Source organism: Peribacillus sp. TH16 (genome assembly GCF_016651095.1).
GTDB lineage: Bacteria > Bacillota > Bacilli > Bacillales > DSM-1321 > Peribacillus > Peribacillus butanolivorans.
In genome coordinates, this window is record NZ_JAEKEM010000009.1 from 1,398,788 (window position 1) to 1,423,437 (window position 24,650).

At 40.6% G+C, this 24,650-nt stretch carries 26 protein-coding genes and 1 other annotated feature; of the genes, 5 read left to right on the top strand and 21 right to left on the bottom strand.

Annotated elements, in window-relative coordinates; all coding sequences use genetic code 11:
- Window positions 1–51: 51 nt before the first annotated feature.
- Entirely contained in the window at window positions 52–1,743 is a 1,692-nt protein-coding gene (locus JFV29_RS20805) for an L-lactate permease (protein WP_201186133.1), read from the bottom strand.
- A 242-nt stretch (window positions 1,744–1,985) separates the two neighbouring features.
- Between JFV29_RS20805 and JFV29_RS20810 the strand changes: the two genes are divergently transcribed.
- From JFV29_RS20810 to JFV29_RS20825, 4 genes are all read left to right on the top strand, one after another.
- On the top strand, window positions 1,986–2,717 hold the full coding sequence (locus tag JFV29_RS20810) for a FadR/GntR family transcriptional regulator (RefSeq protein ID WP_201186134.1): 732 nt from the start codon (window positions 1,986–1,988) through the stop codon (window positions 2,715–2,717).
- Window positions 2,718–2,896: 179 nt separating this feature from the next.
- Window positions 2,897–3,613: a (Fe-S)-binding protein gene (locus JFV29_RS20815; RefSeq protein ID WP_201186136.1), complete on the top strand. Its 717-nt coding sequence runs from the start codon at window positions 2,897–2,899 to the stop codon at window positions 3,611–3,613.
- A gap of 22 nt (window positions 3,614–3,635) precedes the next feature.
- On the top strand, window positions 3,636–5,066 hold the full coding sequence (locus JFV29_RS20820) for a LutB/LldF family L-lactate oxidation iron-sulfur protein (RefSeq protein WP_056529253.1): 1,431 nt from the start codon (window positions 3,636–3,638) through the stop codon (window positions 5,064–5,066).
- A complete protein-coding gene (locus tag JFV29_RS20825) occupies window positions 5,063–5,764 on the top strand; it encodes a LutC/YkgG family protein (RefSeq protein ID WP_201186138.1) in 702 nt (233 codons plus the stop codon). The genes JFV29_RS20820 and JFV29_RS20825 overlap by 4 nt, the downstream gene beginning before the upstream one ends.
- 60 nt (window positions 5,765–5,824) lie before the next feature.
- On the opposite strand, the gene JFV29_RS20830 is transcribed toward JFV29_RS20825, so the two are convergent.
- Both JFV29_RS20830 and JFV29_RS20835 read right to left on the bottom strand, forming a co-directional pair.
- Window positions 5,825–6,910, bottom strand: a complete 1,086-nt coding sequence (locus tag JFV29_RS20830) for a M42 family metallopeptidase (protein WP_056529259.1) — start codon at window positions 6,908–6,910, stop codon at window positions 5,825–5,827.
- Window positions 6,911–6,974: 64 nt separating this feature from the next.
- Window positions 6,975–7,463, bottom strand: coding sequence for a dUTP diphosphatase (locus JFV29_RS20835; RefSeq protein ID WP_201186140.1), 489 nt, complete (start codon window positions 7,461–7,463; stop codon window positions 6,975–6,977).
- Between the two features lie 109 nt (window positions 7,464–7,572).
- Here JFV29_RS20835 and JFV29_RS20840 point away from each other — a divergent pair, with 109 nt between their 5' ends.
- Window positions 7,573–7,953, top strand: a complete 381-nt coding sequence (locus tag JFV29_RS20840) for a sigma-w pathway protein ysdB (RefSeq protein WP_201186142.1) — start codon at window positions 7,573–7,575, stop codon at window positions 7,951–7,953.
- A 64-nt stretch (window positions 7,954–8,017) separates the two neighbouring features.
- Here JFV29_RS20840 and JFV29_RS20845 read toward each other — a convergent pair whose 3' ends face one another.
- From JFV29_RS20845 to polA, 18 genes are all read right to left on the bottom strand, one after another.
- On the bottom strand, window positions 8,018–8,590 hold the full coding sequence (locus tag JFV29_RS20845) for a TVP38/TMEM64 family protein (protein ID WP_053347250.1): 573 nt from the start codon (window positions 8,588–8,590) through the stop codon (window positions 8,018–8,020).
- 63 nt (window positions 8,591–8,653) lie between these two features.
- A complete protein-coding gene (locus tag JFV29_RS20850) occupies window positions 8,654–8,926 on the bottom strand; it encodes a DUF1294 domain-containing protein (protein WP_053347251.1) in 273 nt (90 codons plus the stop codon).
- 70 nt (window positions 8,927–8,996) lie between these two features.
- Window positions 8,997–9,356, bottom strand: coding sequence for a 50S ribosomal protein L20 (gene rplT, locus JFV29_RS20855; protein ID WP_034309067.1), 360 nt, complete (start codon window positions 9,354–9,356; stop codon window positions 8,997–8,999).
- Between the two features lie 35 nt (window positions 9,357–9,391).
- Entirely contained in the window at window positions 9,392–9,592 is a 201-nt protein-coding gene (rpmI, locus tag JFV29_RS20860; protein ID WP_034309070.1) for a 50S ribosomal protein L35, read from the bottom strand.
- A 34-nt stretch (window positions 9,593–9,626) separates the two neighbouring features.
- Window positions 9,627–10,127 (bottom strand): translation initiation factor IF-3, encoded by a 501-nt coding sequence (gene infC, locus JFV29_RS20865; RefSeq protein ID WP_053347252.1) that lies wholly within the window; start codon window positions 10,125–10,127, stop codon window positions 9,627–9,629.
- 98 nt (window positions 10,128–10,225) lie between these two features.
- Window positions 10,226–10,362: a sequence feature (ribosomal protein L20 leader region), on the bottom strand.
- Window positions 10,363–10,425: 63 nt separating this feature from the next.
- Window positions 10,426–10,983 (bottom strand): GNAT family N-acetyltransferase, encoded by a 558-nt coding sequence (locus JFV29_RS20870; RefSeq protein WP_201186144.1) that lies wholly within the window; start codon window positions 10,981–10,983, stop codon window positions 10,426–10,428.
- 84 nt (window positions 10,984–11,067) lie between these two features.
- Window positions 11,068–11,238 carry a hypothetical protein gene (locus JFV29_RS20875; RefSeq protein ID WP_157444028.1) on the bottom strand — a complete coding sequence of 57 codons (171 nt, stop codon included), beginning with the start codon at window positions 11,236–11,238 and terminating at the stop codon, window positions 11,068–11,070.
- 104 nt (window positions 11,239–11,342) lie between these two features.
- Entirely contained in the window at window positions 11,343–13,274 is a 1,932-nt protein-coding gene (gene thrS / locus JFV29_RS20880) for a threonine--tRNA ligase (RefSeq protein WP_201186146.1), read from the bottom strand.
- A gap of 440 nt (window positions 13,275–13,714) precedes the next feature.
- Window positions 13,715–14,551 (bottom strand): sporulation protein YtxC, encoded by an 837-nt coding sequence (gene ytxC / locus JFV29_RS20885; RefSeq protein ID WP_053347255.1) that lies wholly within the window; start codon window positions 14,549–14,551, stop codon window positions 13,715–13,717.
- A 120-nt stretch (window positions 14,552–14,671) separates the two neighbouring features.
- Complete coding sequence (gene dnaI, locus JFV29_RS20890) at window positions 14,672–15,610, bottom strand: primosomal protein DnaI (RefSeq protein WP_053347256.1); 939 nt, start codon at window positions 15,608–15,610, stop codon at window positions 14,672–14,674.
- Entirely contained in the window at window positions 15,597–17,015 is a 1,419-nt protein-coding gene (locus tag JFV29_RS20895) for a replication initiation and membrane attachment family protein (RefSeq protein WP_190271063.1), read from the bottom strand. The genes dnaI and JFV29_RS20895 overlap by 14 nt, the downstream gene beginning before the upstream one ends.
- 58 nt (window positions 17,016–17,073) lie before the next feature.
- The gene (gene nrdR, locus JFV29_RS20900; RefSeq protein ID WP_053347258.1) at window positions 17,074–17,535 is read right to left on the bottom strand and encodes a transcriptional regulator NrdR; all 462 of its coding nucleotides are present in this window, start codon (window positions 17,533–17,535) and stop codon (window positions 17,074–17,076) included.
- Between the two features lie 259 nt (window positions 17,536–17,794).
- A complete protein-coding gene (gene speD / locus JFV29_RS20905; RefSeq protein WP_053348147.1) occupies window positions 17,795–18,175 on the bottom strand; it encodes an adenosylmethionine decarboxylase in 381 nt (126 codons plus the stop codon).
- A gap of 391 nt (window positions 18,176–18,566) precedes the next feature.
- A complete protein-coding gene (locus tag JFV29_RS20910; RefSeq protein ID WP_201186147.1) occupies window positions 18,567–19,604 on the bottom strand; it encodes a glyceraldehyde-3-phosphate dehydrogenase in 1,038 nt (345 codons plus the stop codon).
- 159 nt (window positions 19,605–19,763) lie between these two features.
- On the bottom strand, window positions 19,764–20,363 hold the full coding sequence (coaE, locus tag JFV29_RS20915; protein WP_201186148.1) for a dephospho-CoA kinase: 600 nt from the start codon (window positions 20,361–20,363) through the stop codon (window positions 19,764–19,766).
- A 24-nt stretch (window positions 20,364–20,387) separates the two neighbouring features.
- Window positions 20,388–21,020: a sporulation membrane protein YtaF gene (ytaF, locus tag JFV29_RS20920; RefSeq protein ID WP_201186149.1), complete on the bottom strand. Its 633-nt coding sequence runs from the start codon at window positions 21,018–21,020 to the stop codon at window positions 20,388–20,390.
- A gap of 80 nt (window positions 21,021–21,100) precedes the next feature.
- Complete coding sequence (gene mutM, locus JFV29_RS20925; protein WP_201186150.1) at window positions 21,101–21,931, bottom strand: DNA-formamidopyrimidine glycosylase; 831 nt, start codon at window positions 21,929–21,931, stop codon at window positions 21,101–21,103.
- A 20-nt stretch (window positions 21,932–21,951) separates the two neighbouring features.
- Window positions 21,952–24,576, bottom strand: a complete 2,625-nt coding sequence (gene polA / locus JFV29_RS20930) for a DNA polymerase I (protein ID WP_201186151.1) — start codon at window positions 24,574–24,576, stop codon at window positions 21,952–21,954.
- Window positions 24,577–24,650 lie beyond the last annotated feature (74 nt).

Consider the following 24,650-nt stretch of genomic DNA (forward strand, 5'->3'; position numbering starts at 1 on the left):
TATAAAAGCATAGAGGACTCTCCCTTTTCAAAAGGGAGAGCCTCATTCAAATTATGGAATCATCCAGGATAGGACGCCATTTTGCAAGAAAGTAATTATACAAACAAGCAGCAATAAGAACAAGCTATGTTTAATCGTGAATCTCAATAATTCTGATTCCCTGCCTGCCAATCCTACAGCAGCACAAGCAATGGCAATCGATTGAGGCGAGATCATTTTACCGGTAACCCCTCCGGATGAGTTCGCCGCAAGTGCCAGAACCGGTTCCATCCCTACCTTAAGTGCTGTAACTTTCTGAAGACTGCCAAATAAGAGATTAGCAGATGTATCGGATCCAGTAATAAACACCCCTAGCCAACCGAGAACCGGTGCAAAGAACGGAAACAAATCCCCTGATTTTGCAAGTGTCATTCCTAATGTTGTCGACATGCCAGAAGCATTCGTTACGTACGCAAAAGCCACAACAGAAGAAATCATCAAGATTGGTTTTGCCAACTCTTTCATTGCTTCGGAAAAAGTGTTAAAGAAAACTTTTGTAGAGATGTGTGCAATAAACTTCGTAACGATTGCAGCCAGTAATATAGCTGTACCCGCTGCCCCGAGCAATTCTATTTTGAAGAAAGCGGCAATCGGTAATCCATTGCTCCCGATAATCTCGTTATGCAGACTTGGTACTTCAATTTGGAAGGTTAATAGTTTTCCAATTTCATTGATGCCGCTCAGTAACATATTGTCACCTTCATAATGCCCAGAGAGCGCAGGTTTTATTGGATTCATCCCCCATATCGTTATGAAAAGCGTTAACAAAAGGAATGGTGACCATGCATGGAATATTTGCCATTTCGTATACCTTTTTTCCACTTCCACTGAATCATCCAACGGTTCAACAGCTGCTGCAGTTTCTTCAGACGCAAACCGGAAGATTGTTTTAGGCTTCCAAAATTTCAGGAAGATTGCTAAAGCAAAAAGTGACACTAGAGCAGAAAGGATATCCGGTAACTCAGGTCCAAGAAAATTCGAGCTAAAGTATTGGGTAATTGCAAAGGATAGACCAGAAACCAAGATAGCTGGCATAACCTCAAGCGATCGTTTCCACCCAGTCATAATCAAAATGAGGTACAGAGGAATTAACGCTGAAAGGAATGGCAGTTGGCGACCGACCATTTTTGAAATCTCCATGGCAGCAATCCCCGTAGGCCCTTCCATAGCAATAATCGGTATTCCAACGGCCCCAAATGCGACCGGAGCTGTGTTGGCAATTAAACAAATGCCAGCTGCATATAGCGGGTTAAACCCAAGACCTACTAAAAGTGCTGCGGAAATCGCAACCGGTGCTCCAAATCCAGCAGCCCCTTCTAAAAAGGCCCCGAAAGAAAACGCAACCAATAAGGCCTGAAGGCGGCGGTCTTCGGTAAGCGAAAGAACCGAAGATCGAATAATATTGAATTGTCCGCTTTTAATTGTCATTTTGTACAAAAATACTGAAGTGATAATAATCCATCCAATTGGCAGTAGCCCGTACACCGCCCCTTGCGAAGCAGACATTACGGCCTTTCCTGCTGGCATTCCATACACAAAAACGGCAACTGCAAGGGCCACTAGCAACGTCGTAAGACCAGCAATATACCCTTTCATTCGCTTGATCGTAAGAGCCCAGAAAAAGTAAATAATTGGGATAAGTGCTGCAATGGAAGATACGACTAAATTATCGATAATCGGCGTAAAGTTTTGTGTCCATGTCATTCATTTCGACTCCTTTTGCTTAATTTTTAAAAATTTCAGAAATTATGCATCATGTGAAAACCCTTACATGTCTAAATATTCAAAGTCATCAGATGACTTGATGAGTATTTATTTAAATTAAATGATAAAAAATATAAAATCAAGATTTTTTTTAGATTTTTAATCTTCGACAAGTGAGAAAGATCGTTTGTGTTATATAATATTAACCAGAGAAACTCATAGAAAATAGAGGTGTTTACTACTTGGTATATAAAAAAATTAAACCGAAAAAAATTTATGAAGAAGTCAGCGAAGAACTTTATGAAATGATTCGGTCAGGCACCCTGAAACCAGGTGAACAATTAGACTCCATTCAACAGCTTGCTGAAAATTTCCAAGTCGGACGACCGGCAATCCGTGAAGCATTAAGTGCATTAAGTTCAATGGGACTCATTGAAATCAAACAAGGAGAAGGAACATTTGTTAAAACATTTGACCCTAGCATCATGAACCTCCCATTAACTGCTGCTCTTTTGATGGATAAGGACAATATCAAGCATTTGCTAGAGGTTCGGAAAATCCTTGAGTCAGGAGCGGCTGAAGTGGCTGCGAAGAAACGAACAAATGAACATCTTGCTGAGCTTGAGTTCAGGCTTTCTGAAATGGAAAAGGTGACTGAAGATGAAGAACTGAGTGATAAAGCTGATATAGCCTTTCATGTCGCAGTCGCAAACGCTTCCCAAAATGAATTGCTCATTACGCTGATGCATCACGTTTCAGAATTAATGACGGAAAAGATGCGTGATATTCGGCGAATTGCTCTATATTCCGAAGAAATGACACTTAAACGACTTTACCAACAGCATGCGAAGATTTATGACGCGATTGTGGCGCAAGACGAAGCAGGAGCCCGCAACGCTATGCTTTTTCACCTTCAAAACGTTGAGGAATCATTAGATAAAGTCATCCTCACTAATCAGCAAACAAATATTTGATTATTCATTAAATTTCAAAAATACTCTATACAACCAAGGAGAAAATTGGTATATTATTTTGAAAACGATTTCTTCATTCATAATCCTGGAAATTGGTATTTTCTCTAAACCATTTCCTTTTTCTATTATCTAGTCATCAGATGACCTGTTAACCTATTTTAAAAAAGGAGGAGACCAAATTGAAAGTAACTCTCTTTGCAACTTGTTTAGTTGATTTGTTTCAATCCAATGTCGGAAAAGCAACAGTAGAACTACTCGAGAGATTAGGCTGTGAGATTGATTTTCCAGAATCGCAGATTTGCTGTGGACAGCCGGCATACAATAGCGGGTATACAAAGGAATCAAAGGAAGCTATGAAAAAGATGATCCAAACGTTCGAGGATGCTGAATATATAGTAACCCCCTCAGGTTCCTGTGCGGCTATGTTCAAAGAATATCCAGTCCTTTTTAAAGGCGATGCTGAATGGGAAACGAAGGCTGCTGCATTGGCGGCAAAAACATATGAATTGACCCAATTCATCGTGAACGTTCTAAAGGTAACTGATGTTGGCGCAACATTTGAAGGAAAAGCGACTTATCATACTTCCTGTCATATGACTCGGCTTCTTAAAGTGAAAGAAGCCCCAGCCATTTTGTTAAGCCATGTTAAAGGACTGGAAATGACACCTCTTCCGGACGCTCAAAATTGCTGCGGATTCGGGGGAACCTTTTCAGTTAAGATGGGGGATATATCCGAACAAATGGTCGAGGAAAAAGTCTGCAATATTGAAGATACCGGAGCCGACTTTTTAATTGGCGGCGATGCAGGATGTTTAATGAATATCGGCGGACGTATCCAACGTAAGGGTCAACCTATTAAAGTTCTACATATTGCCGAAGTATTGAATAGTATTTAAGGAAAGCGAGGAGGGATAAACCATGGCTATGAAAACCAGCTCTGCCAAGTTTAAAGACCGAGTGGATGAAGGAATACATAATGATTTTATGCGACTGGCGGTATCGAGTGCCCAAGAACGATTACACGGACGGCGGCTGACTGCCGTTGATGAGTTGGGAAGCTGGGAGGATTGGCGGTCCCTTGGGGAAGAAATCCGACAGCATGTGCTTAGCAACCTTGATTTCTATTTGCATCAGCTTGCAGAAAATGTTTCGAAACGAGGAGGTCATGTCTTTTTTGCTGAAACAGCTGAAGAAGCAAGCGGATACATTAAGGACGTTATCGTAAAAAAGAAGGCCAAAAAAGTCGTGAAATCCAAATCGATGGTCACGGAAGAAATTAATTTAAATGCCACTCTTGAAGCTGTTGGACTTGATGTCGTTGAAACAGACCTCGGTGAGTACATTTTACAAGTTGATGATCATGATCCGCCTTCCCATATCGTCGCGCCTGCTCTCCATAAAAACAAAGAACAAATAAGGGATGTTTTTAAAGAGAAGCTTGCCTATACGAAAACCGAAAATCCGGAGGAGCTTACCGCTCATGTCCGGGGTATTCTTCGGAAAGATTTCTTAAGTGCGGATGTTGGCATTACCGGCTGTAATTTTGCGATTGCAGAAACTGGCTCGATTGGTTTGGTAACGAATGAGGGAAACGCTGATTTAGTCACGGCCCTGCCAAAAACGCAAATTACCGTGATGGGGATGGAACGGCTTGTACCTACATTCGATGAATTTGAGGTTCTTGTCAGTTTATTGACAAGAAGCGCGGTCGGTCAAAGATTGACCAGCTACATTACCGCACTTACCGGTCCACGTGATGAAGGGGATGTCGACGGACCTGAGGAATTCCACCTTGTCATCGTCGATAATGGCCGCTCTTCCATTTTAGGAACTGAGTTTCAATCTGTTCTCCAATGCATTCGCTGTGCAGCCTGTATCAATGTCTGCCCGGTCTATCGCCAGGTTGGCGGCCATTCCTATGGTTCCATTTATCCGGGTCCAATTGGTGCTGTGCTTTCACCATTACTTGGTGGCTATGATGATTTTAAAGAACTACCTTATGCATCAACTCTTTGTGCAGCTTGTACCGATGCCTGTCCGGTAAAAATCCCTCTGCATGATCTGCTAAGAAAGCATCGTGAAGTCATCGTAGAAAAGGAAAAAATGGCTCCCTTCTCTGAAAAGATGGCAATGAAGGCATTCGGAATCGGCGCCGCTTCTCCAATGCTTTATAAGTTTGGTTCAAAAATGGCCCCTTCAGCTATGTCCCCTTTTAAAACGGGAGATATCATCTCAAAAGGACCCGGACCACTTAAAACTTGGACCGAAAGCCGTGAATTCCCAGCTCCTAGTAAAGAAAGCTTTCGGGACTGGTTTAAAAATCGCGAGACAGGAGGGAAACCATCATGACTGGAACTATCCAAAATGAAGGCACGTTTTTAAATAAAATTGCCAAAAACCTAGGAAGAGCTCCTATAACCGAAGGCATAACCCGTCCTGTTTGGAAGCACGCTCCCCAATTCGAGGTTTTGAAACATGCGACACCAGATGATCTTGTCAACGAATTACAGGAGCAGTGCAAACGGGTCCATACGCAGTTTCACCTTACCGACTCAAAGCAAGTTGCACACCTTTTAAAACAGGTGATTGAGGAACTTGGAAATGGACAATTAATCATTCCAAAAGATAATCGATTCTCTGACTATCAGTTAGTTGATGTGCTGAATGAAAAAGGTGTCCACGTTTGGGACCATCAAGCAGGGAAAAAAAATATCGAACTGGCAGAAGGTGCTAATATCGGAATTACATTCAGTGAAATAACACTTGCGGAATCAGCGACCGTCGTCTTATTTAGCGGTAAGAACCATGGCCGTTCCATCAGCTTCCTGCCCGCTTGTCATGTTTCCATTATCCCAAAGAGCACCATCGTTCCGCGAATGACACAAGCTGCAGCGGCCATTCGTTCTAAAGTTAATCGCGGTGAAGTCGTTCCTTCCTGCATTAATTTCATAACCGGACCGAGCAATTCCGCTGATATCGAAATGGACCTTGTCGTTGGCGTTCATGGTCCAATTAAAGCCGTCTATATAATTGTCGAGGATAAGTAACTATCAATGAAAAAGGAGAGGCCCTTTAAAGGAGCCTCTCCTTTTCTAAATTTCTCTATGTTATTCGTAAATAATACGGTCCACTGCTTCACGGTCGAGGCGTTTGATCACTTCGACAATTAGTTTAACTGCATTTTCATAATCATCACGATGAAGCATTGCCGCATGTGAATGAATGTAGCGTGTTGCAATCGTAATTGCCAGTGCAGGAACTCCATTTGCTGTTAAGTGAATGGAACCTGCATCCGTTCCACCGCCTGGAATCGATTCATATTGATAAGGAATGTTCATTTCGTCAGCCGTGTTGGTAACGAAATCCCGCAGTCCTTTATGAGCTACCATCGATGCATCATATATAACGATTTGCGGACCTTCACCCATTTTACTCATCGCTTCTTTATCGGTTACACCTGGTGTATCACCAGCTATACCGACATCAACGGCAAAACCAATATCCGGCTGAATTTTGAACGTTGACGTTTTAGAGCCACGTAGACCAACCTCTTCTTGTACTGCGCCAATCCCGTATACAACATTCGGATGGTCGCTATCTTTCAACTGTTTAAGGACGTCAATAGCGATTGCACAGCCAATTCGGTTGTCCCAAGCTTTAGCAAGCAACATTTTTTCATTATTCATGACTGTGAATTCAAAATACGGTACAACCATATCGCCCGGCTTAACGCCCCATTCCTTTACTTCTTCCTTGCTAGTTGCACCAATGTCAATAAACATATCTTTAATCTCTACCGGCTTTTTCCTCGCTTCTGCTGACAAAATATGTGGCGGCTTTGAACCGATAACCCCAGTTACATCGCCTTTATTTGTGACGATCGTCACGCGTTGAGCGAGCATCACCTGTGACCACCAGCCTCCTACCGGCTGAAAACGCAAAAATCCTTTATCATCAATTTGAGTTATCATGAAACCAACTTCATCCAAATGTCCAGTAACGACGATTTTCGGACCGTTTTCATCACCTGTTTTCATAGCGATCAAACTTCCCAAACCATCAGTCGATATTTCATCCGCGAAAGGGGTTATGTATTCAGCCATTACTTTTCTTACTTCACTTTCATTTCCAGCAATGCCTTTAGCATCCGTTAAATCTTTCAGCATCCTTAAAGTTTCATCCAATTGAGCCATGCATTTACCTCCCTCTTTTTTACACTACAAGAATAATTATACAAAATATCGGTTGCACAAACAATTAATAGCCTTGTTTTTGTCTTTCGTAATTCACTTCATTTTTGGTGACGTATGCATTTTCCACATCCTCTGCGGAAAATCCTAGCAACTTCCCTAAATGTAGATATTCAGCAAAAACCTTTTGAAACGCGGACTCTGTTAATTGCACACGAAACTCGTTGATGTACCCGTATATCAAAGTGAATTGAGCCGTTAAATCAACATGACCCATTTTGAAAGCCGATGGAACTTTTGGTACAAAACTCTTTTCAATCCCAAGTGACAAAATAAAGTGAATGCCATCCACGTATTCAGCCAAAATCGTTTCTTTATCCGAAGGACCTTTAAGACTCCAGAATTTAAAACATCTCGTTTCGTTAGCCAGCTCCCCAAGCTCCACTAAAAGAGCAAGAGTCTTCCGCTCGACCAAGTTTTCTGCACCCAGATCGTGCTTTGTCTCTATATGCTTATCTAAGGCCGCCTGCATGTCCATCAATTTTGCTATGTTCACTTTTATCACTACTTTCTATCTTAATCCCTTAAATTATAACAAATAAATGAAACTTATTAATAACCCATACGTAAATGAAAGGAATCACTCTGTTTAGGGAGGTAGCTACATGGTGTTAATATTGCGGTTCTTAATTTTGGCTCTCATCATCTTCTTAATATATACGGCTATCAAATACCTATTTAATCCAAAACGAAAATTAGAGCTGGCACATGAACAGAAAAATTTCTTTCTGCTCGATGATACAAAGAATATACACAAGAATTTTTTATTGACGTACAATGGGGTTATGTTTGAAGGGGAAAAGTATTTAGGAACGACGGAACGCTCCTTCGAGGTTATCTCCATCTTCATTTGGCCTAAGAAAATAGCCGATTTGAAAGGTTTGAAGCGCAATGACTTTTTAAAAATCGAAGCATCCATAAAAAAACAATATCCGGATGCCTTGATTGATTGGAAAAGCCCTGTAAAGGAATTTTTGGATAACTAAAACATATCGAGTGGTGTTACAACTGCGTACTTAAGAGCCTTGAGGAAATTACACTCAAGGCCCTTTATTTATCATGTGAGCGGAAAAATTCTTTCCAGGGAACGACCGTCTGCTTTTCTCTTAATAAATAAAGCAATAAGGTTAATGATAATAAAATAATGACGATTAATGTCGGGCTGAAATCTGCAATATAATGGCCAAACACTGTATATACGAAGGCTACAGGGATATTCGTCATGAAGGATAAATAAAAATAGTTTTTCAACCCTTTATTGGATTCCAACAAGCAAAGCGACAATAAATAAAAGTGTATAAACGGAATAAGCCTCAGCACCGCAATTTGTCGGCTGTTAAGCTTTCGGTTTCCAAACAGCTTATTTTTAAGTCGTAGAAGCTTATCCTTCGTTTTCGGAAATTTACCTATTACAAAATAAAAGGCCATACTGGACAACGTCAAACCGATTATGGAATAGATAGTTCCAAATGCTGCACCGAATAAAACACCGCCAGCCATGCAAACCACGATAACAGGAATGAATAAAAATTGCCGTAATAAATGAAAGGTAATAAAGATTAATGGCGCAAACACGCTGCCGGATTGAACGTAGCTCATCACAAGTGTCAGTTTATCATTCATGTTTTCCCCCCAGCTACTCTTTGTTGCTTCTACAAGCATATACACTAAACGAGCTACATATGACTATCGAATTAAGATCTTGATAAGTAACCCTATTTGGATGACCATCAAAACCGGCAGTCCCCACTTAAAGGAGGTATGCTTCGTTTTATGATGGAAATGTTTCATTCCAAGAAAGGTCCCAGTTCCCCCACCTATGACTGCCCAAAACCAGAGTGTCTTTTCGCTGATACGATACTTCCCATTGCGTGCTCTCTTTTTGTCGACTCCCATTATGACAAAGCCTACGATGTTAATGATAAACATAAAGGCAAGTATGATCCAAACTCCTTGCATTCCTCTCTCCCCCTTTAAATATGTAAAAAGCCACCCTCTTGAAAAAGAGAGTGGCTGATATCAGTCAGACTTATTTGTCTAATTGTTGTTTAGCAGCAGTTGCTAATTGAGCAAAAGCTTGTTCGTCAGCAACAGCAAGATCAGCAAGCATTTTGCGGTTTACTTCGATACCAGCAAGCTTTAAGCCATGCATTAAACGGCTATAAGAAAGACCGTTGATGCGAGCTGCAGCGTTGATACGAGTAATCCAAAGTTTGCGGAAATCACGTTTTTTCTGACGACGGTCACGGAAAGCATAGTTTCCTGACTTCATTACTTGTTGGTTAGCTACTTTGAAAAGAATATGTTTCGCGCCATAGTAACCTTTAGCTAATTTTATTACCTTTTTACGACGTTTGCGAGTAACAGTACCGCCTTTTACACGTGGCATGTTATTTCCCTCCTATTTAACTCGATAAATCGAACTTATTTAATATTGTCTAGCATATGACGAATACGTTTGAAGTCACCTTTGCTTACAAGGCTAGCTTTGCGAAGCTTACGCTTTTGCTTAGTAGATTTGTTAGCAAATAAATGGCTTGTGTAAGCGTTAGAACGCTTAAGTTTGCCGGATCCAGTCTTTTTGAAACGTTTAGCAGATCCGCGGTGAGTTTTCATTTTAGGCATAAGGTATTCCTCCTCATTACAAATTACTTTACAATTACTTTTCGGCTTTTGGTGCTAAGATAATGAACATGCTGCGTCCGTCCATTTTTGGATGTTGCTCGATTGTAGCCACTTCTTTACATGCTTCAGAAAAACGAACGAGTACACGTTGACCAATTTCCTTATGTGTAATAGCACGTCCTTTGAAACGGATAGAAGCTTTTACTTTATCGCCTTTTTCAAGGAATTTAATACCGTTGCGAAGCTTAGTATTGAAATCATGTTCTTCAATCGTCGGGCTCAAACGAACCTCTTTAAGACTGATAACTTTTTGATTTTTACGTGCTTCCTTGTCTTTCTTTTGCTGCTCGAAGCGGTGTTTTCCGTAGTCCATAATCCGGGCTACCGGAGGCTTTGCATTTGCAGCAACTAAAACTAGATCAAGATTTACACGAGCGGCAATTTCCAATGCTTCGAGTTTCGTTTTAATTCCAAGTTGTTCTCCGTTTTGGTCAATAAGACGAACTTCACGGGCTCGGATGCCCTCGTTTACCATCGCGTCTTTACTAATAGTTAGCCACCTCCAAAGATATTGGCGAATACGAATATTTGAATCAATTCGGTCACGCTCACAACTCGCTTACAGGATATAATCATAATAAAAAAGTGTGGATGCATGCTGCACCCACACTGATAGACTAATTCAGAAAGATCCAAATAATCAAATCATGACCTGTTAACTGCATCGTTTGCGTCAACCAGGTGAGAAGCGGGTGCTTCTTCTTTTCCTCAAACACGTATTCAATTCACTTTAGAAATATATCATAAACACTGATGACTTGTCAAATGCTAATTTATTCGTTTTTCACAACAGAATTAATCTTATCAGACATTTTGTTATTTGACAATACGTTTTTTTTAAGAAATTTAGACAAATAGTATTCGTCATGATACATTTCATCGAAAAATAATGAGTCCCGCTTCGTTCCTTCTAGTACAAAACCCATCTTTTTATAAAGGGAAAGTGCTGGTTCGTTGTTAGCAATAACGGTCAATTCAAGGCGCCGGATTTCATATGCCAGTGCCTGCTCCTCCATTTTTTGAAACAGCTTCGTTCCGACTCCTTTTCCTCTCTCTTGTTCGGATATGCCGATGACAATTTTGGCAGAATGCTTTGTTCTGCTAAGTTCATTGCCCAATAATATGAGATATCCTATCAAGTCGTGGCCGCTTGCTGCAACGAGGAAAACGGAGCGGGGGTTATTTTCAATTTGCTCGATTTGCCTCTCCAATTTGTTCTCCGTTGCTTTTCTTTCACCCGGATTGTACAACATGAACCCGGAATCTTCAACATGATTGAACAGAGCTGCCAATTTTCCCGCATCTTGCCTTGTAGCCTTCCGTATCTCCATTTCTCCCCACTCCCTCATATAAATATTTTTTTGGGTAATTAGCTGAATTTACATCTTGGATCTATTAACTAGAGTCTTCAAATGTTACGGGTTTTCTTTTGCCTTTTTCTTTTTCTCAATAGCATCCCACGCAAATAGAACTATCCAAAACAGCAGGACCGGGACAATAGCATATTGTCGATAACCATCCAGTAACAATAAGATGATGACGACAAGAAATGTTGGCCCGAATAGATAGGAAAATTTCTTATTCATGCTGACCACTCCTTTTCATTATTGACTATACTTTCACATGCTGTTGTTATTAATCATGCATTATGCAAAAGAGAGACACAACAATATGTGTCTCTCTTTTACTGTTAACGGCTTACTTCTGCTTTAATCGCTGAAACAAAGTCTTCAAACGCGACTGTTTCTGATTTTTGTTCACCGTATTTACGTACGTTTACACTGCCTTCTTTGGCTTCATTGTCACCAACAACCAGCATGTACGGGATTTTCTGCATTTGCGCTTCACGGATTTTATAACCTATTTTCTCGTCACGTGTATCCAAATCAACACGGATGCCTTCTGCTTTAAGTTTTTCTTGCACTTCTTTGGCATAATCCAAATGAACTTCTGGTGAGACCGGAATCACTTGTGCTTGGATAGGTGCCAGCCAAGTTGGGAATGCCCCCTTGTATTCTTCGATTAAGTAAGCAACGAAACGTTCCATTGTGGAAACAACTCCGCGATGGATAACGACCGGACGGTGCTGCTTGCCGTCTTCACCGACATAGTTAAGATCAAAACGTTCAGGAAGCAAGAAATCAAGTTGAACAGTTGAAAGAGTTTCATCTTTTCCTAAAGCTGTACGTACTTGAACGTCAAGCTTCGGACCGTAGAATGCTGCTTCACCTTCTGCTTCAAAATAATCTAGTCCAAGTTCGTCCATCGCGCTTTTCAGCATGCTTTGTGCTTTTTCCCACATGGCGTCATCATCAAAATACTTCTCTTTATCCTGCGGATCACGGTAAGACAGACGGAATGAATAATCCTTAATATCGAAATCTTTATATACTTCCAGAACCAAGTTCACAACACGTTTGAACTCTTCTTTAATTTGATCTGGACGGACGAAAATGTGAGCATCATTCAATGTCATCCCACGTACACGCTGTAGACCAGAAAGAGCGCCTGACATTTCATAGCGGTGCATCAAGCCAAGCTCAGCAATCCGGATTGGTAGCTCGCGATAGCTGTGGATGCCGTTTTTATATACCATCATGTGATGCGGACAGTTCATCGGACGCAGGACCATCTGTTCGTTTTCCATCTCCATGACTGGGAACATATCATCCTGGTAATGATCCCAGTGTCCAGATGTTTTATAAAGGTCAACACTTCCCATTACAGGTGTGTACACGTGGTCGTAACCCAGGCGTTCTTCCTTATCTACAATATATCGCTCAATTGTGCGGCGAATTGTCGCACCCTTTGGTAACCACATTGGCAGACCTTGTCCAACTTTCTGTGAGCTCATGAACAGGTTCAATTCTTTTCCGATTTTACGATGGTCACGTTCTTTAGCTTCTTCTAGGAAACGTAGGTGTTCGGATAGTTCTTCTTTCTTAAAGAAAGCAGTTCCGTATATACGTTGAAGCATTTTGTTTTTGCTATCGCCTCTCCAGTATGCACCGGCGACGCTTAATAGCTTGAATTCTTTAATTTTCCCAGTAGATGGAACGTGGATTCCGCGACAAAGGTCAAAGAATTCACCTTGCTCATAGATCGTTACTTGCTGATCTGCAGGAATAGCATCGATCAATTCCAATTTATACTCGTCACCAATTTCTTTGAAACGAGATATGGCTTCGTCACGACTTACTTCGATGCGAGCAATTTCCAAGTTTTCATTAACGATTTTCTTCATTTCTTTTTCAATCAAAGGAAGATCTTCAGGTGTTAATGATTCCTCTAGATCCATATCGTAGTAAAAACCGCCTTCGATGACAGGGCCGACACCGAATTTAGCATTTTTGTAAAGACGTTTGATCGCTTGTGCCATCAAATGAGCTGTACTGTGGCGAAGCACTTCAAGCGCATCTGCTGCATCTTGTGTGACGATTTCAATTGTACCGTCTTCTTCAATTGGACGTTTCAAATCATATAATTCACCATTGAACTTTCCAGCAATGGATTTTTTTCTTAAACCAGGGCTGATGGATGCAGCAATGTCTTCAGTAGTTGTACCTTTAACAAACTCCTTCACTGCTCCGTCAGGAAATGATATTTTCAGTAATTCAGACATTCAGTTTCACTCCTTCTTATTTTTAGAACAATCTGTTTTCACTTATAGGTATCCGAGCGAGAAATCTAATTACAACACAAAAAGCCCGCCCCTGTATAAAACAGGGACGAGCTTAATAATCATAATCATTAACCCGCGGTTCCACCCTCGTTTCACCTTGCTTTTCACGGCAAAATGACACTTGTAACTTGGTAACGGCAGCTTCCCGTCAACTCATAGTCGCAATCTAATTGCTTTCCGAGCCGAAGTTTAAAGGTGGTAAGTGATCTATGCGAATAGGAAGCTTACAGCCTTTTGGCTCCCCTCTCTGAAAATCGGCGACTAGAATACCCGTGTCCTCATCATAACTTTTGTTTTTAATAGTATGTAGGAAATTATAATTTGTTATACGGTGAAAATCAAGGTTAATTTTCTGTTTTGTTCATTATCCCCAAAAAAGATTATTCAAACGCCTTCGAAAATGCTGAGAGCGGCAGGACAGTCGCCCGCTCCTCGAAAATCCGCGCCATTGTTTGAATTAGGCCTTCTTCCTTGTCATCTGTATAGATGTACAAGTTTTCCGGAGCAATCGATAACAGCGGGGCAAGTATCACCGTATCGAGAAAAAGTGAACTTTTGGCAAGGAGCCGCCTGTCAATCATACTATTGATTTTTGGACGGTCAAGCTTGCTGAATTCCTGATCATAGAATTGAAAACCGTCTCGATTGACAAGATGAAGCTTTGGTAATTTCGACTCCTGCCCATGCAGGCAATCACGGAGCGTAGCAATAAAATTTTGATAGTCCTGTTCCAACTTATATTCATCAATCGCCTTGACCACATACTTTTCCAACGTATGCTGAAATGATTTTAAACGGAAAGTCGTAAAAGAATCGAATGAAAAAGACACCTTCCCCGCCAAAATGCTTTGAAGCCCTTCCTCAATCAATTTTTTTTCCGTACTGAATAACATCCCTTGACACCTAGCTCTTTCTCCTTCAATAATCGATGATGCAATTTCGGTAATCGCTTCAATTTCTTCTCGTTCTCTATAGAAAAATTTACTAATTATGATTTGTTCAATCACAGGAAGCATCTTTTCTTCCAACAAAAAAGAATGAAATACTTCACTGAGCAGGATTAGCCATTTATCACCTACTGACTCTGTCATATCCACATACATACCTTGTTGTGGAAGAAATCGAATGTATGGTTGAAATTCTGCCCCTAACGGATGGACAGAAACTAAATTCAGTAATTTTAATGCCTCTGAATCATTTTGAAACGAAATTTGCACTACGACATCCCCCCTTCCCCCTTGCTTCTTTTTTCATGTATATGGGGATAGGGACTTGTTTAGAAGTAGGATAAGGCTTGTAATAGAAAAAAGTGACCTCTAATAAGAGACCACTTTCCACTATCTTCTCCGGTTTATTCCATCAAGCTTGACCGGTTCTGCTAAATATTGAATTCTTTCCAATACTCTGGCCGCTTTCACTTCTTCCTTCTCACCGCGCTGTGAAAAGGTTAAGTGATTTTCAAGGCCATTCATGTCAAAATTCGAAGTGAAAAACGTAGGCAGGTTTTCCAGCATCCTAAATTGCAAAATTGGCCCAAAGACTTCATCGCGGCCCCAGCTTGTCATAGACTCGGCTCCGATATCATCCAGCATAAGAACAGGTGCCGTTTTGACCATTTCAATTTTCTCATTGACGGTATTATCGCCAATCGAGCCCTTTAGTTCTCTTAAGTAGTCCGGTACATAGACGATTAGTGAGGATATTTGCCTTTCAGCGAGTTCATTGGCAATTGCCCCCAATAAATAAGTCTTGCCAACGCCGAACTTCCCATAAATATATAATCCTTTTTGTCTTTTACCCGGCTCATACTCCATAATGAATGACATCGCTTTACCTAAAACGCCTAAACGTTTGTTTTCATCATCCGTTTGTGAAAAGTCTTCAATGGTAGCCTTTAAAATATCCTTTGGCACATAAAGACTGCGAATCAATTTTTCGCGTTTTCGCTTTTCATCCTCTGCCAATTTCCGCGGACAGATTTCATAATTCAAATTAAGTGCCTTCCCTTGAACAACCAGTTTGGGATAATAGCCATGCATCATATTGATACAGCCATCCAAACTTGGACATTTATCACACTTATTACTTTGCGAAGTAAATTCATAAAGCTTCCCTAAGTTTTTATCAATCATTTCCTTCGTAACAGTCGAACTATTGGCATTCAAAAATAGCCGCACCTGTTCGTCTTCAAAAATTTCCTGTTTTAACTTTTCATAACGCTCCTGAAATTGGTTTGTATTAGCCAATTTATTAAGGGAACTATTAATCTTTTCCATCGTTCATTTCACCTCCAGCTTTCCACTGCTTCCATTTCTCCTGAAGCTCGCGTTTCTGTTCATTCAATTCAGGCTGATCCACTTTCTGCTCCTGCTGTGTTTCTTCTTTTTTCTCAAGCCATTCGGGAACCACTTCTTCCCGAATCGTCTTTTTCCGGCCGCCTTTTGCAACGTTTCTGCTTCCCTGAGCCCAATCCTGATATTTCCGGTGCTCTTTTTTAGCTAGTTCCATCGCTTCGATGACAGTAGACACCTTCAGACGTGCCCAATGGCCCGCCAGTTTTTCCACATAGCCCTTTGTGAATTTCATATCTGTTTTGAGCATAACATATTCAATTAAGACATTGACGACCCCCGGATTTAGCTTTTGGTTGATCATCACACCTTCTACCACTTTCAAATCACCGCTGGATGGCTCTGCACCGCCTGACAACTGCATCAGACGGTCGCGCGGGGAAATCGTCTCCAAATGACGGATTAGCTCTTGTTCCTGCGTTTTCGGTTCTTCTTTTTGTGTTCGTTCACGTATCGGCTGCACGCGATTGACAAGGGAAGGCATATCGGCCTGTCGCTCGATTTGGTACCAGTCCCTTGCCGCCTTTCTTAATATTTCCTCGTCGATCTCATCATCCAATGAAACGGCATCCATAACTAGTTTTTGCATTTCAAGCGGATCAATGCCATATAAAAAGGCAAGTTTGGCAATCGTACTTTTTATTTTCGGAGTAAAGGCCTTTTTCGGCACGATTGATGATTTTATTCCGGCTAACAAAAGGTCAAAATCAAATAAGCCGTCAAATCCCGATGGCTCGACTCCATCCGCTCGATTGATATATTGCTGTTCGGGCAAAGGTTTCCATTCGTTTTTCGCTTCATCTGTTACATATAAGGAGTCCAAATGATCTGATGAAAACACCTCTGCAAAAGATTTTGTCACACTTTCATACTGATCCGTTAAAATGTGATCATCGCAAAAGAATCTCTTTAACCGGTTAAATTGTACTTTGCCAATTTTTTTGTATAAGTATATATTCAGCATACCATCAGTGAAAAACTGTTGAGGTGACAGCGGCGAATTCAATTCGTAAATAAATTCCTTCGTATCTTCTTTCGATTTCTTATACACATTCAGCAGTCCGATTCCCTCAAGCAAAAGGCGTGCTTCGTAAATATCGCCTAATTTAAGGCCAATTGTATTCATTAATTGATAATGTGAGGAAGCTTCCGACCAGAGCCGATTTTCCTCTAACTCACTCCATAACGTCATGTATAGGCTAATACAGATCGGTCCAATAAGAGGTTGATATAGTCGGGTTAGTATTTTCCGATCATAATCATGAAGCAGCCCCGCAGATGAAACCAAGTATGAATCCGCTGGGAGCAATTCTTGCCAATGCATTGACATCTCCATTCAAACCTTTCAAAAGATGTAGTGAAAAAAGAGCCAAAGTAAATCTTCAGCTCTACTTTCTTTCTTTATTTATTAAATCTTTCAATTCATCAATAAAGACATTAATATCTTTAAATTGTCGATATACGGAAGCGAATCTAACATAGGCAACCTCATCGACTTCTGCCAGTTTGTCCATCACCATTTCGCCGACATTGTCACTTTTCACTTCTGCGATGCCCTGGTTGCGCAATTCCTTTTCTACATAACTGGTAATTTGCTCCAATTCCTTTAGTGGAACTGGACGTTTTTCGCAGGCCCTGATTAAGCCACGTAGGATTTTATCACGACTGAACTCTTCCCGTGTCCCGCCTTTTTTCACTACAATCAGCGGCGTTTCCTCTACCTTTTCAAATGTCGTGAATCGAAAACCACATGCCTCACATTCACGGCGTCGTCGAATCGATTTACTTTCATCGACTGGCCTGGAATCGAGCACTCTTGTTCCATTATATTGACATGATGGGCATTTCATCATTATCAGCTCCGTATTTTATGTAGGACTCCCCTATCTAAATGTTCCCCAAGGATTTACTCTTCTATCTCAATCTTATATTAAAAGGAACAACCAGTACAAGTAAAAAGTGTAACTTCCAACAGTAGGCACTTTTTTGAAGGAGCGTTATCAGAGTCTTTATGCTTTTTACTAGTCACAATCTTTACTTTAAAGCGGGCTTGCTAATTTATTGCATTAAAAAAGAGATGCACCCATGGCATCTCTGTGTATACGTTTTTTATAGGGCACTTATATTGGCTTTTTTCATTTGTACCGGACCTAATCCACGTGGAAGTTCAATGTTTTCACGTGTTTGCGCATTCAAAGCTTCAGCAATATAGTTTGCCGCAATATTCGGATCCAAATTACCACATGTATAGACATCAATGCTTGCATAGCCGTGTTCTGGAAAACTGTGAATCGTTAAATGTGATTCAGAAATGATGACAACCCCACTTACTCCTTGTGGAGCAAACTTGTGGAATGCTACTTCGCGAACCTCTGCACCTGACTTCAATGCAGCATCAACAAAAATCTTTTCAATCAAATCAATATTGTTCAGTTTTTCAAAGTCACAACCCCAAAGTTCAGAAATGACATGTCTACCCATTGTTTCCATAGTGTAAGCTGTTTCCATTTTAAGCTTCCCCCTTACCATGATTAAAAATTACATAACTTCTAACAACTACCACGGGGGAAAGTTAGTCCAAAGAGGTCCTAACCCTTTAAGTAGCCATCGTGCAAACTCTCTTTTGAAGAAGTTCACGATTCATAGTATATATTGTTTGAAATTTTTTTGCAACTGCCATTTTGAATTTTCGGCAAGATAATGTTTATACGAAAAAAATGTAAGGGCTTTCTTAATGGAGTCCTTGCCCTTTGAATCATTTCATAGCAGTTTATCACTTCGCAAAAAAAATTTCACATTAAACCGCTAAAAATAGAATTAAAAATTCGCTAAAAATAAACCCGAGCCCGCTAAAAGACTCAGCAGACTCGGGTTTATTCAACTAATTAGCAGATAATTGAACTTCTAAAGTTTTTTTCAACTCGGAAGCTACTAAATTTACAAGATCCACTACACGGTTTGAGTAACCCCACTCGTTATCATACCAAGCAAGGACTTTCACTTTTCTATTCCCAATCATCATCGTTGATAGACCATCGATGATTGCAGAGTGCGGATTAGTTTTGAAGTCACTCGAAACAAGAGGTTCTGTCGTGAATTCCATAATCCCTTTAAGTTCATTTTCTGATGCGTCAATGAATGCTTGGTTCACTTCATCAATCGTTACATCATGATTTAAGTCCACAACAAGATCGACTAAAGAAACGTTAGGTGTTGGTACACGTATCGCCATACCGTGAAGCTTGCCTTTTAATTGAGGCAAAACTAGAGAGATGGCTTTAGCCGCTCCTGTTGTCGTAGGAATGATACTTTCTGCAGCTGCACGAGCACGTCTTAAGTCTTTGTGCGGGTTATCGATATTATTTTGGTCATTTGTATAAGAATGAATCGTTGTCATTAAACCGTTGTCAATGCCGAATTTTTCATCGAGCACTTTCGCAACTGGTCCAAGGCAGTTAGTTGTACAAGATGCATTGGATATAACAAAATGCTTGTCAATTTCTAGCGCTTCCTGATTGACGCCCATTACAATGGTAACGTCTTCATTTTTACCCGGAGCGGATAAAATAACTCTTTTTGCCCCTGCATCTAAATGAAGAGCCGCTTTAGAACGATCATTGAATTTGCCCGTAGCTTCGATTACAATATCTATGTTCATCTCTTTCCAAGGCAATTGCTTTGGATCGCGGTTATTTATTAGTTGTACACGGCGGCCATTCACTACAAGTGAATCATCTTCCGCTACAATTATACCGTCGAATTTACCATGGATCGTATCATATTTTAGTAAGTGGGCTAAAGTTTCAGCAGGATAGCTTGCATTAATGGCAACAATGTCCAAACTCTCATCTAATATGGCCTTTCGGAAAACCATTCTTCCAATTCTCCCAAATCCGTTAATCGCTATTCTTGAATTCATTGTTCGGACCCTCCTGAAAATATTAATGTTATACTTATTACCTCTCATATGTAATTAGTATAACATAATTGAGTGCAATTGTGCTAATAAAAATGCGGATTGTTGTTATTTTTTCAAAATAAAAGGAAGAAACCATAAGGCTTCTCCCTTTTTTCTCATTTATAAGACATTCCAATTGCAAAGTACGGTTTTAACCTGCTTCTTTGTTTCCTCAAGATTCCCATTATTATCAATGACCGCATCCGCTAAAACTTTTTTATCAGCTAACGGCATCTGTGATTGAATTCTTGCAAGTGCATCTGTCTCTGATAATCCATTCCGGTTCATTAAGCGTTCCAATTGAACGCGCTCATCTACATATACCAATAGAGTCTTTTCAACCATGAATGTTAACTTACTTTCGAATAGGAGCGGAATATCCATAAATACCGTTTCTTCTCCTGCAGCGAGTGCCTTTTCCGTTTTTAGACGCATCCAATTCCTAACAGCAGGGTGCACGATACTATTTAAAAGCAATCTCTTTTCTTGATCATGAAATATAATAGACCCTAATTTCACCCGATCAATATTGCCATCCACCAATAAAATATCTTCACCAAAAGCTTTTACTACTTGATGGTAGGCTTCTTCACCTGGCTCTACGACTGCGCGGGAGGCCACATCTGCATCTACAATCGTGAAACCAAGTTCCTGTATATAAAGGCTGACGCTGCTTTTCCCGCTTGCAATCCCCCCGGTGATTCCAATGATTTGTCCCATAAGCTCCCCCTTTTAAATCAATTATTATAACTTGAATACACCAATTAAAATCAATAGCACGCCCGGAAGAAAGGTTAACTGCTGCACAATTTTATTATTTGAAAGCAATTTCCCGCTTTGAAGTCCGCTCCAAATGAAGATTGAACTCATTACAGCGATACATATTGCGAGAATAATCGGTGAAATCCCGATCATAGCTGCTCCAACTCCAGCTCCGAACGCATCAAGCGAAAGTGCAAACCCGAGAACAAGTGCTTCAACACCAGTAATTGTTCCTGATTTGTCAAAATCGGCATTCAATGGTTTTTGTAAAATATTTATGACTACTCCAAGTGATTTAATTTCAAAGTTAAAGATGATTTTTTCATGATATCTTTCGTCGTTCAATTCCTTATCAGGCTTAAAATACTGGTATACCATCCAAGCACCAAGAAAAATGAGAATGATGCCCCCAGTTTTTTCAGCCGCTCCGACAGAAATAAGCTGACTGATGAACTGCCCGATGACCATCGCAATGCCTAAACTCAGTGCCGAACAAAATGAAATGACCGCTATTGACTTTAAGGGGATTTTCATCTTTCGCATACCAAATGTCAAACCTACGCCAAAACCGTCAATACTTACTGCAAAAGCAAGAAAAATAATTTGTAGCCACATCGGAATTATTACTCCTTCCCTTCTCGGTGCTACCCTAGTATATGGAAGGAGCCCATCCGATGTGTTTGAAAAGACATTGACTACTTAAGTCGCTGACACAACGGGCATATATGTGTGCCGCGTCCGGCTACAACTAGCTTTTCAAGTGGTGTACCGCACGTTTTGCAGTTCTCTCCTTTACGTCCGTAAACATTAAGTTCTAACTGAAACATGCCGATTTGCCCTTGAGAGTTAATGTACGAACGAATCGTACTTCCCCCTTTTTCCACCGCTTCACCTAATGTTGCTATGATTTCGGAATGCAGCTTTTTAATTTCCTCTAACGTAAGTGAAGAAGCTATTCTCTCTGGATGAATCCCGGAACGGAATAAAGACTCGTCCACATATATATTTCCAATTCCAACGACAACAGTTTGATCTAGAAGAACTGGCTTAATCTTCCTACTGGTTCTTGCCAGCTTCGCACTAAGCCCCTCGACTGTAAACTCTTCTGATAGCGGTTCAGGACCTAAATGCGATAATGGCAACTGCTCAAGTTCTTCCCCTTTTGTAAATAAATGCATCGTCCCGAACTTCCGGACATCCCGGTACCTAAGTTCACTGTCATCCGTAAAAGTAAAAATAACATGAGTGTGCTTATCATACGGCTCTTCTTTTGGATGCACTCCGTATTTCCCTTCCATCCTTAAATGCGAAACCATTGCATAATCATCCAGTGTGAAAATGAGGAACTTGCCTCGACGGCCTATTCGCTGAATTGTCTGCCCTCTTAAAGCATCCTGAAACTGTTCGACAGGTTCAGGTGCTTTAATAATCTTAGGCCAGAAAACGGACACTTCCTTGATTTCTTTTCCAAGTACGAGCTGCTCTAACGTTCTTCTGACTGTTTCTACTTCAGGAAGTTCTGGCATTACTAATCACCTATCTTTTATTATTTGGCATCAAACCATGTTGGCCCGTAAGCATAATCCACTTTGAGAGGCACATTTAATTCAATAGCATTCTCCATTTCCTCTGGTACGATTTTCTTAAGGATTTCGAGTTCTTCCGGAGGTGTTTCAAAAATTAATTCATCATGCACCTGCAGAAGCATTCTCGTTTTTAGCCCCTCTTTTTTCAGACGCTTATTCATATTAATCATGGCAAGCTTGATGATATCTGCTGCACTGCCTTGAATTGGCGTGTTCATGGCTGTCCGTTCGGCAAAACTTCTAATGTTGAAATTACGGCTTGTAATCTCAGGAATATAACGCCTTCTTTGCAGCAAAGTCGTACTATATCCTTTTTGACGAGCTTCATGTATGCTTTCTTCCATATATTCCTGTACACCAGGAAAGCTTCTTAAATACTTCTCAATGAACTCTCCCGCTTCTTTTCTAGTAATGCCAAGGCTTTGTGAAAGTCCGTAGTCACTTATACCATAGACAATCCCAAAGTTAACCGCTTTTGCTTGGCGTCTCATGTTCGAAGTGACTTCCTCTGCTGATACATGGAAAACATCCATCGCTGTTTTTGTATGGATATCCATCCCTGCCTGAAACGCTTCAACTAGGCCGCTATCATTGGCGATATGTGCAAGCACTCGTAACTCGATCTGAGAATAGTCAGCAGCAAAAACAATCCAATCCTTTTCAGAAGGGATAAACGCCTGCCTGATTTTCCGGCCTTCCTCTAGCCTGATTGGGATGTTTTGAAGGTTAGGGTCTGTCGAGCTTAATCGGCCGGTCTGGGTCAATGCTTGGTTGAAACGAGTGTGTACCTTATCTGTTTTCCGATTGACTACTTTGAGCAAGCCTTCAATATAGGTGGATTGCAACTTACCAAGCTGACGGTAAAGTAAAATTTCTTTCACAATATTATGCTGGCTCTCCAATTTTTCCAGCACATCAGCTGACGTAGAATAGCCTGTTTTAGTTTTCTTCAATACTGGAAGCTCCAACTTTTCAAAAAGAATTACCCCAAGTTGTTTCGGTGAATTGATATTGAAAGCCTCTCCAGCCAGATCAAAAACTCGCCCTTCGATGGTTTTTAATCGAATAGCTAATTCCTGCCCCATGTTTTTCAGTCGTCCAATATCTACCTTAACACCCTGCCACTCCATATTAGCCAAGATAATGGACAAAGGCAGCTCAAGTTCCGTTAACAAATGGTATTGCTCAAACTCCTGCAGCTTTTCAACCATAGGTTCTTTTAAAGAAAAGATAGCCTTCGCTTTTCTGGCGATATGATCTCTCAATTCAGATTCTTCGGGTACCTTGCGTTTTGCACCTTTTCCATAAAAAACATCATCGGTTTCAAGACGTATGGTTCCTTGAGTTTTCGTGATTTCGGCCACTTCATCCACTGACTCTGCAGGATCTAAGATATATGATGCTAGAAACACATCAAAATCAATGCCTTTTATTTCAACTCCTCGATGGCGCAGTGCTACAACCGTGCGCTTTGCGTCAAAAACCGTTTTCTTTTTTGTTTCATCTTCTGCCCAAGATTTAAATATATCTGAAGTCAGTGCCGTCTCACCATGGAAGTAAAAATGGCCATTTTCATTGCTGACGGCTATTCCAAGAATGTCTGCATGATGATAATTATCTTCTAAGATTTCAACATATAAAGCACTTCCATCAGCAAACAACTCTGCAGTCATTTCCGAAGTGTGAACCTCAATTTTTTCTTGTTCAATCGGTACACTTTCTGAAACATCCAATTTATCGAGCAGCGTGGAAAAACCAAGCTCTTTATAAAATGAAATAACCCTTTCCTGGTCCATTCCGTTGTACTCGGTCTCATTGACCATAACTTGAATTGGCGCTTCCCTTGTAATCGTCGCAAGCTCTTTGCTTAACAAAGCAAGGTCTTTATGTTCTTCAATTTTTTCCTTCAATTTTTGACCGCTTACCTCATCAATCGAACTTAGCAGGTTCTCAACCGTTTCAAATTGGTGTAATAATTTAAGTGCCGTTTTTTCACCAACTCCCGGTATGCCAGGAATATTATCGGAAGCATCACCCATCAACCCTTTTAAATCAATGATTTGCAGGGGTGAAAGGCCGTATTTTTCATGTATATGCTTTGGTGTATATTCCTCAATTTCAGTGATTCCCTTTTTCGTGATTGAAACCGTCGTACTCGGGGAAGATAATTGGGTTAAATCTTTATCACCGGAAATGACTTTTACCTCAAAACCATCTCTTTCCGCCTGTAGAGACAGCGTACCGATAATATCATCGGCTTCGTAATTTTCCAATTCATACCTTTTTATTTGGAAACAGTCGAGCAACTCGCGGATAAAGGGGAATTGCTCGGATAATTCAGGCGGCGTTTTCTGGCGTCCACCCTTGTATTCTTTAAATGTCTCATGTCTGAATGTCGTTTTACCGGCATCAAAGGCCACAAGAATATGCGTTGGCTTTTCTTCTTCAAGAATGCGGTTAAGCATCATGGTAAATCCGTACACCGAATTCGTATGTACACCCTTATCATTATTCAAGAGCGGAAGCGCAAAAAATGCGCGGTAAGCAATACTATTTCCATCTATGAGTACTAACTTTTTATCCAAATTCGTCTTCCTCCAGTCACACAGGGTTATGTAGTTCAGCTTCTATTTATAAACGCAAAAAGCCGTGCATTTTC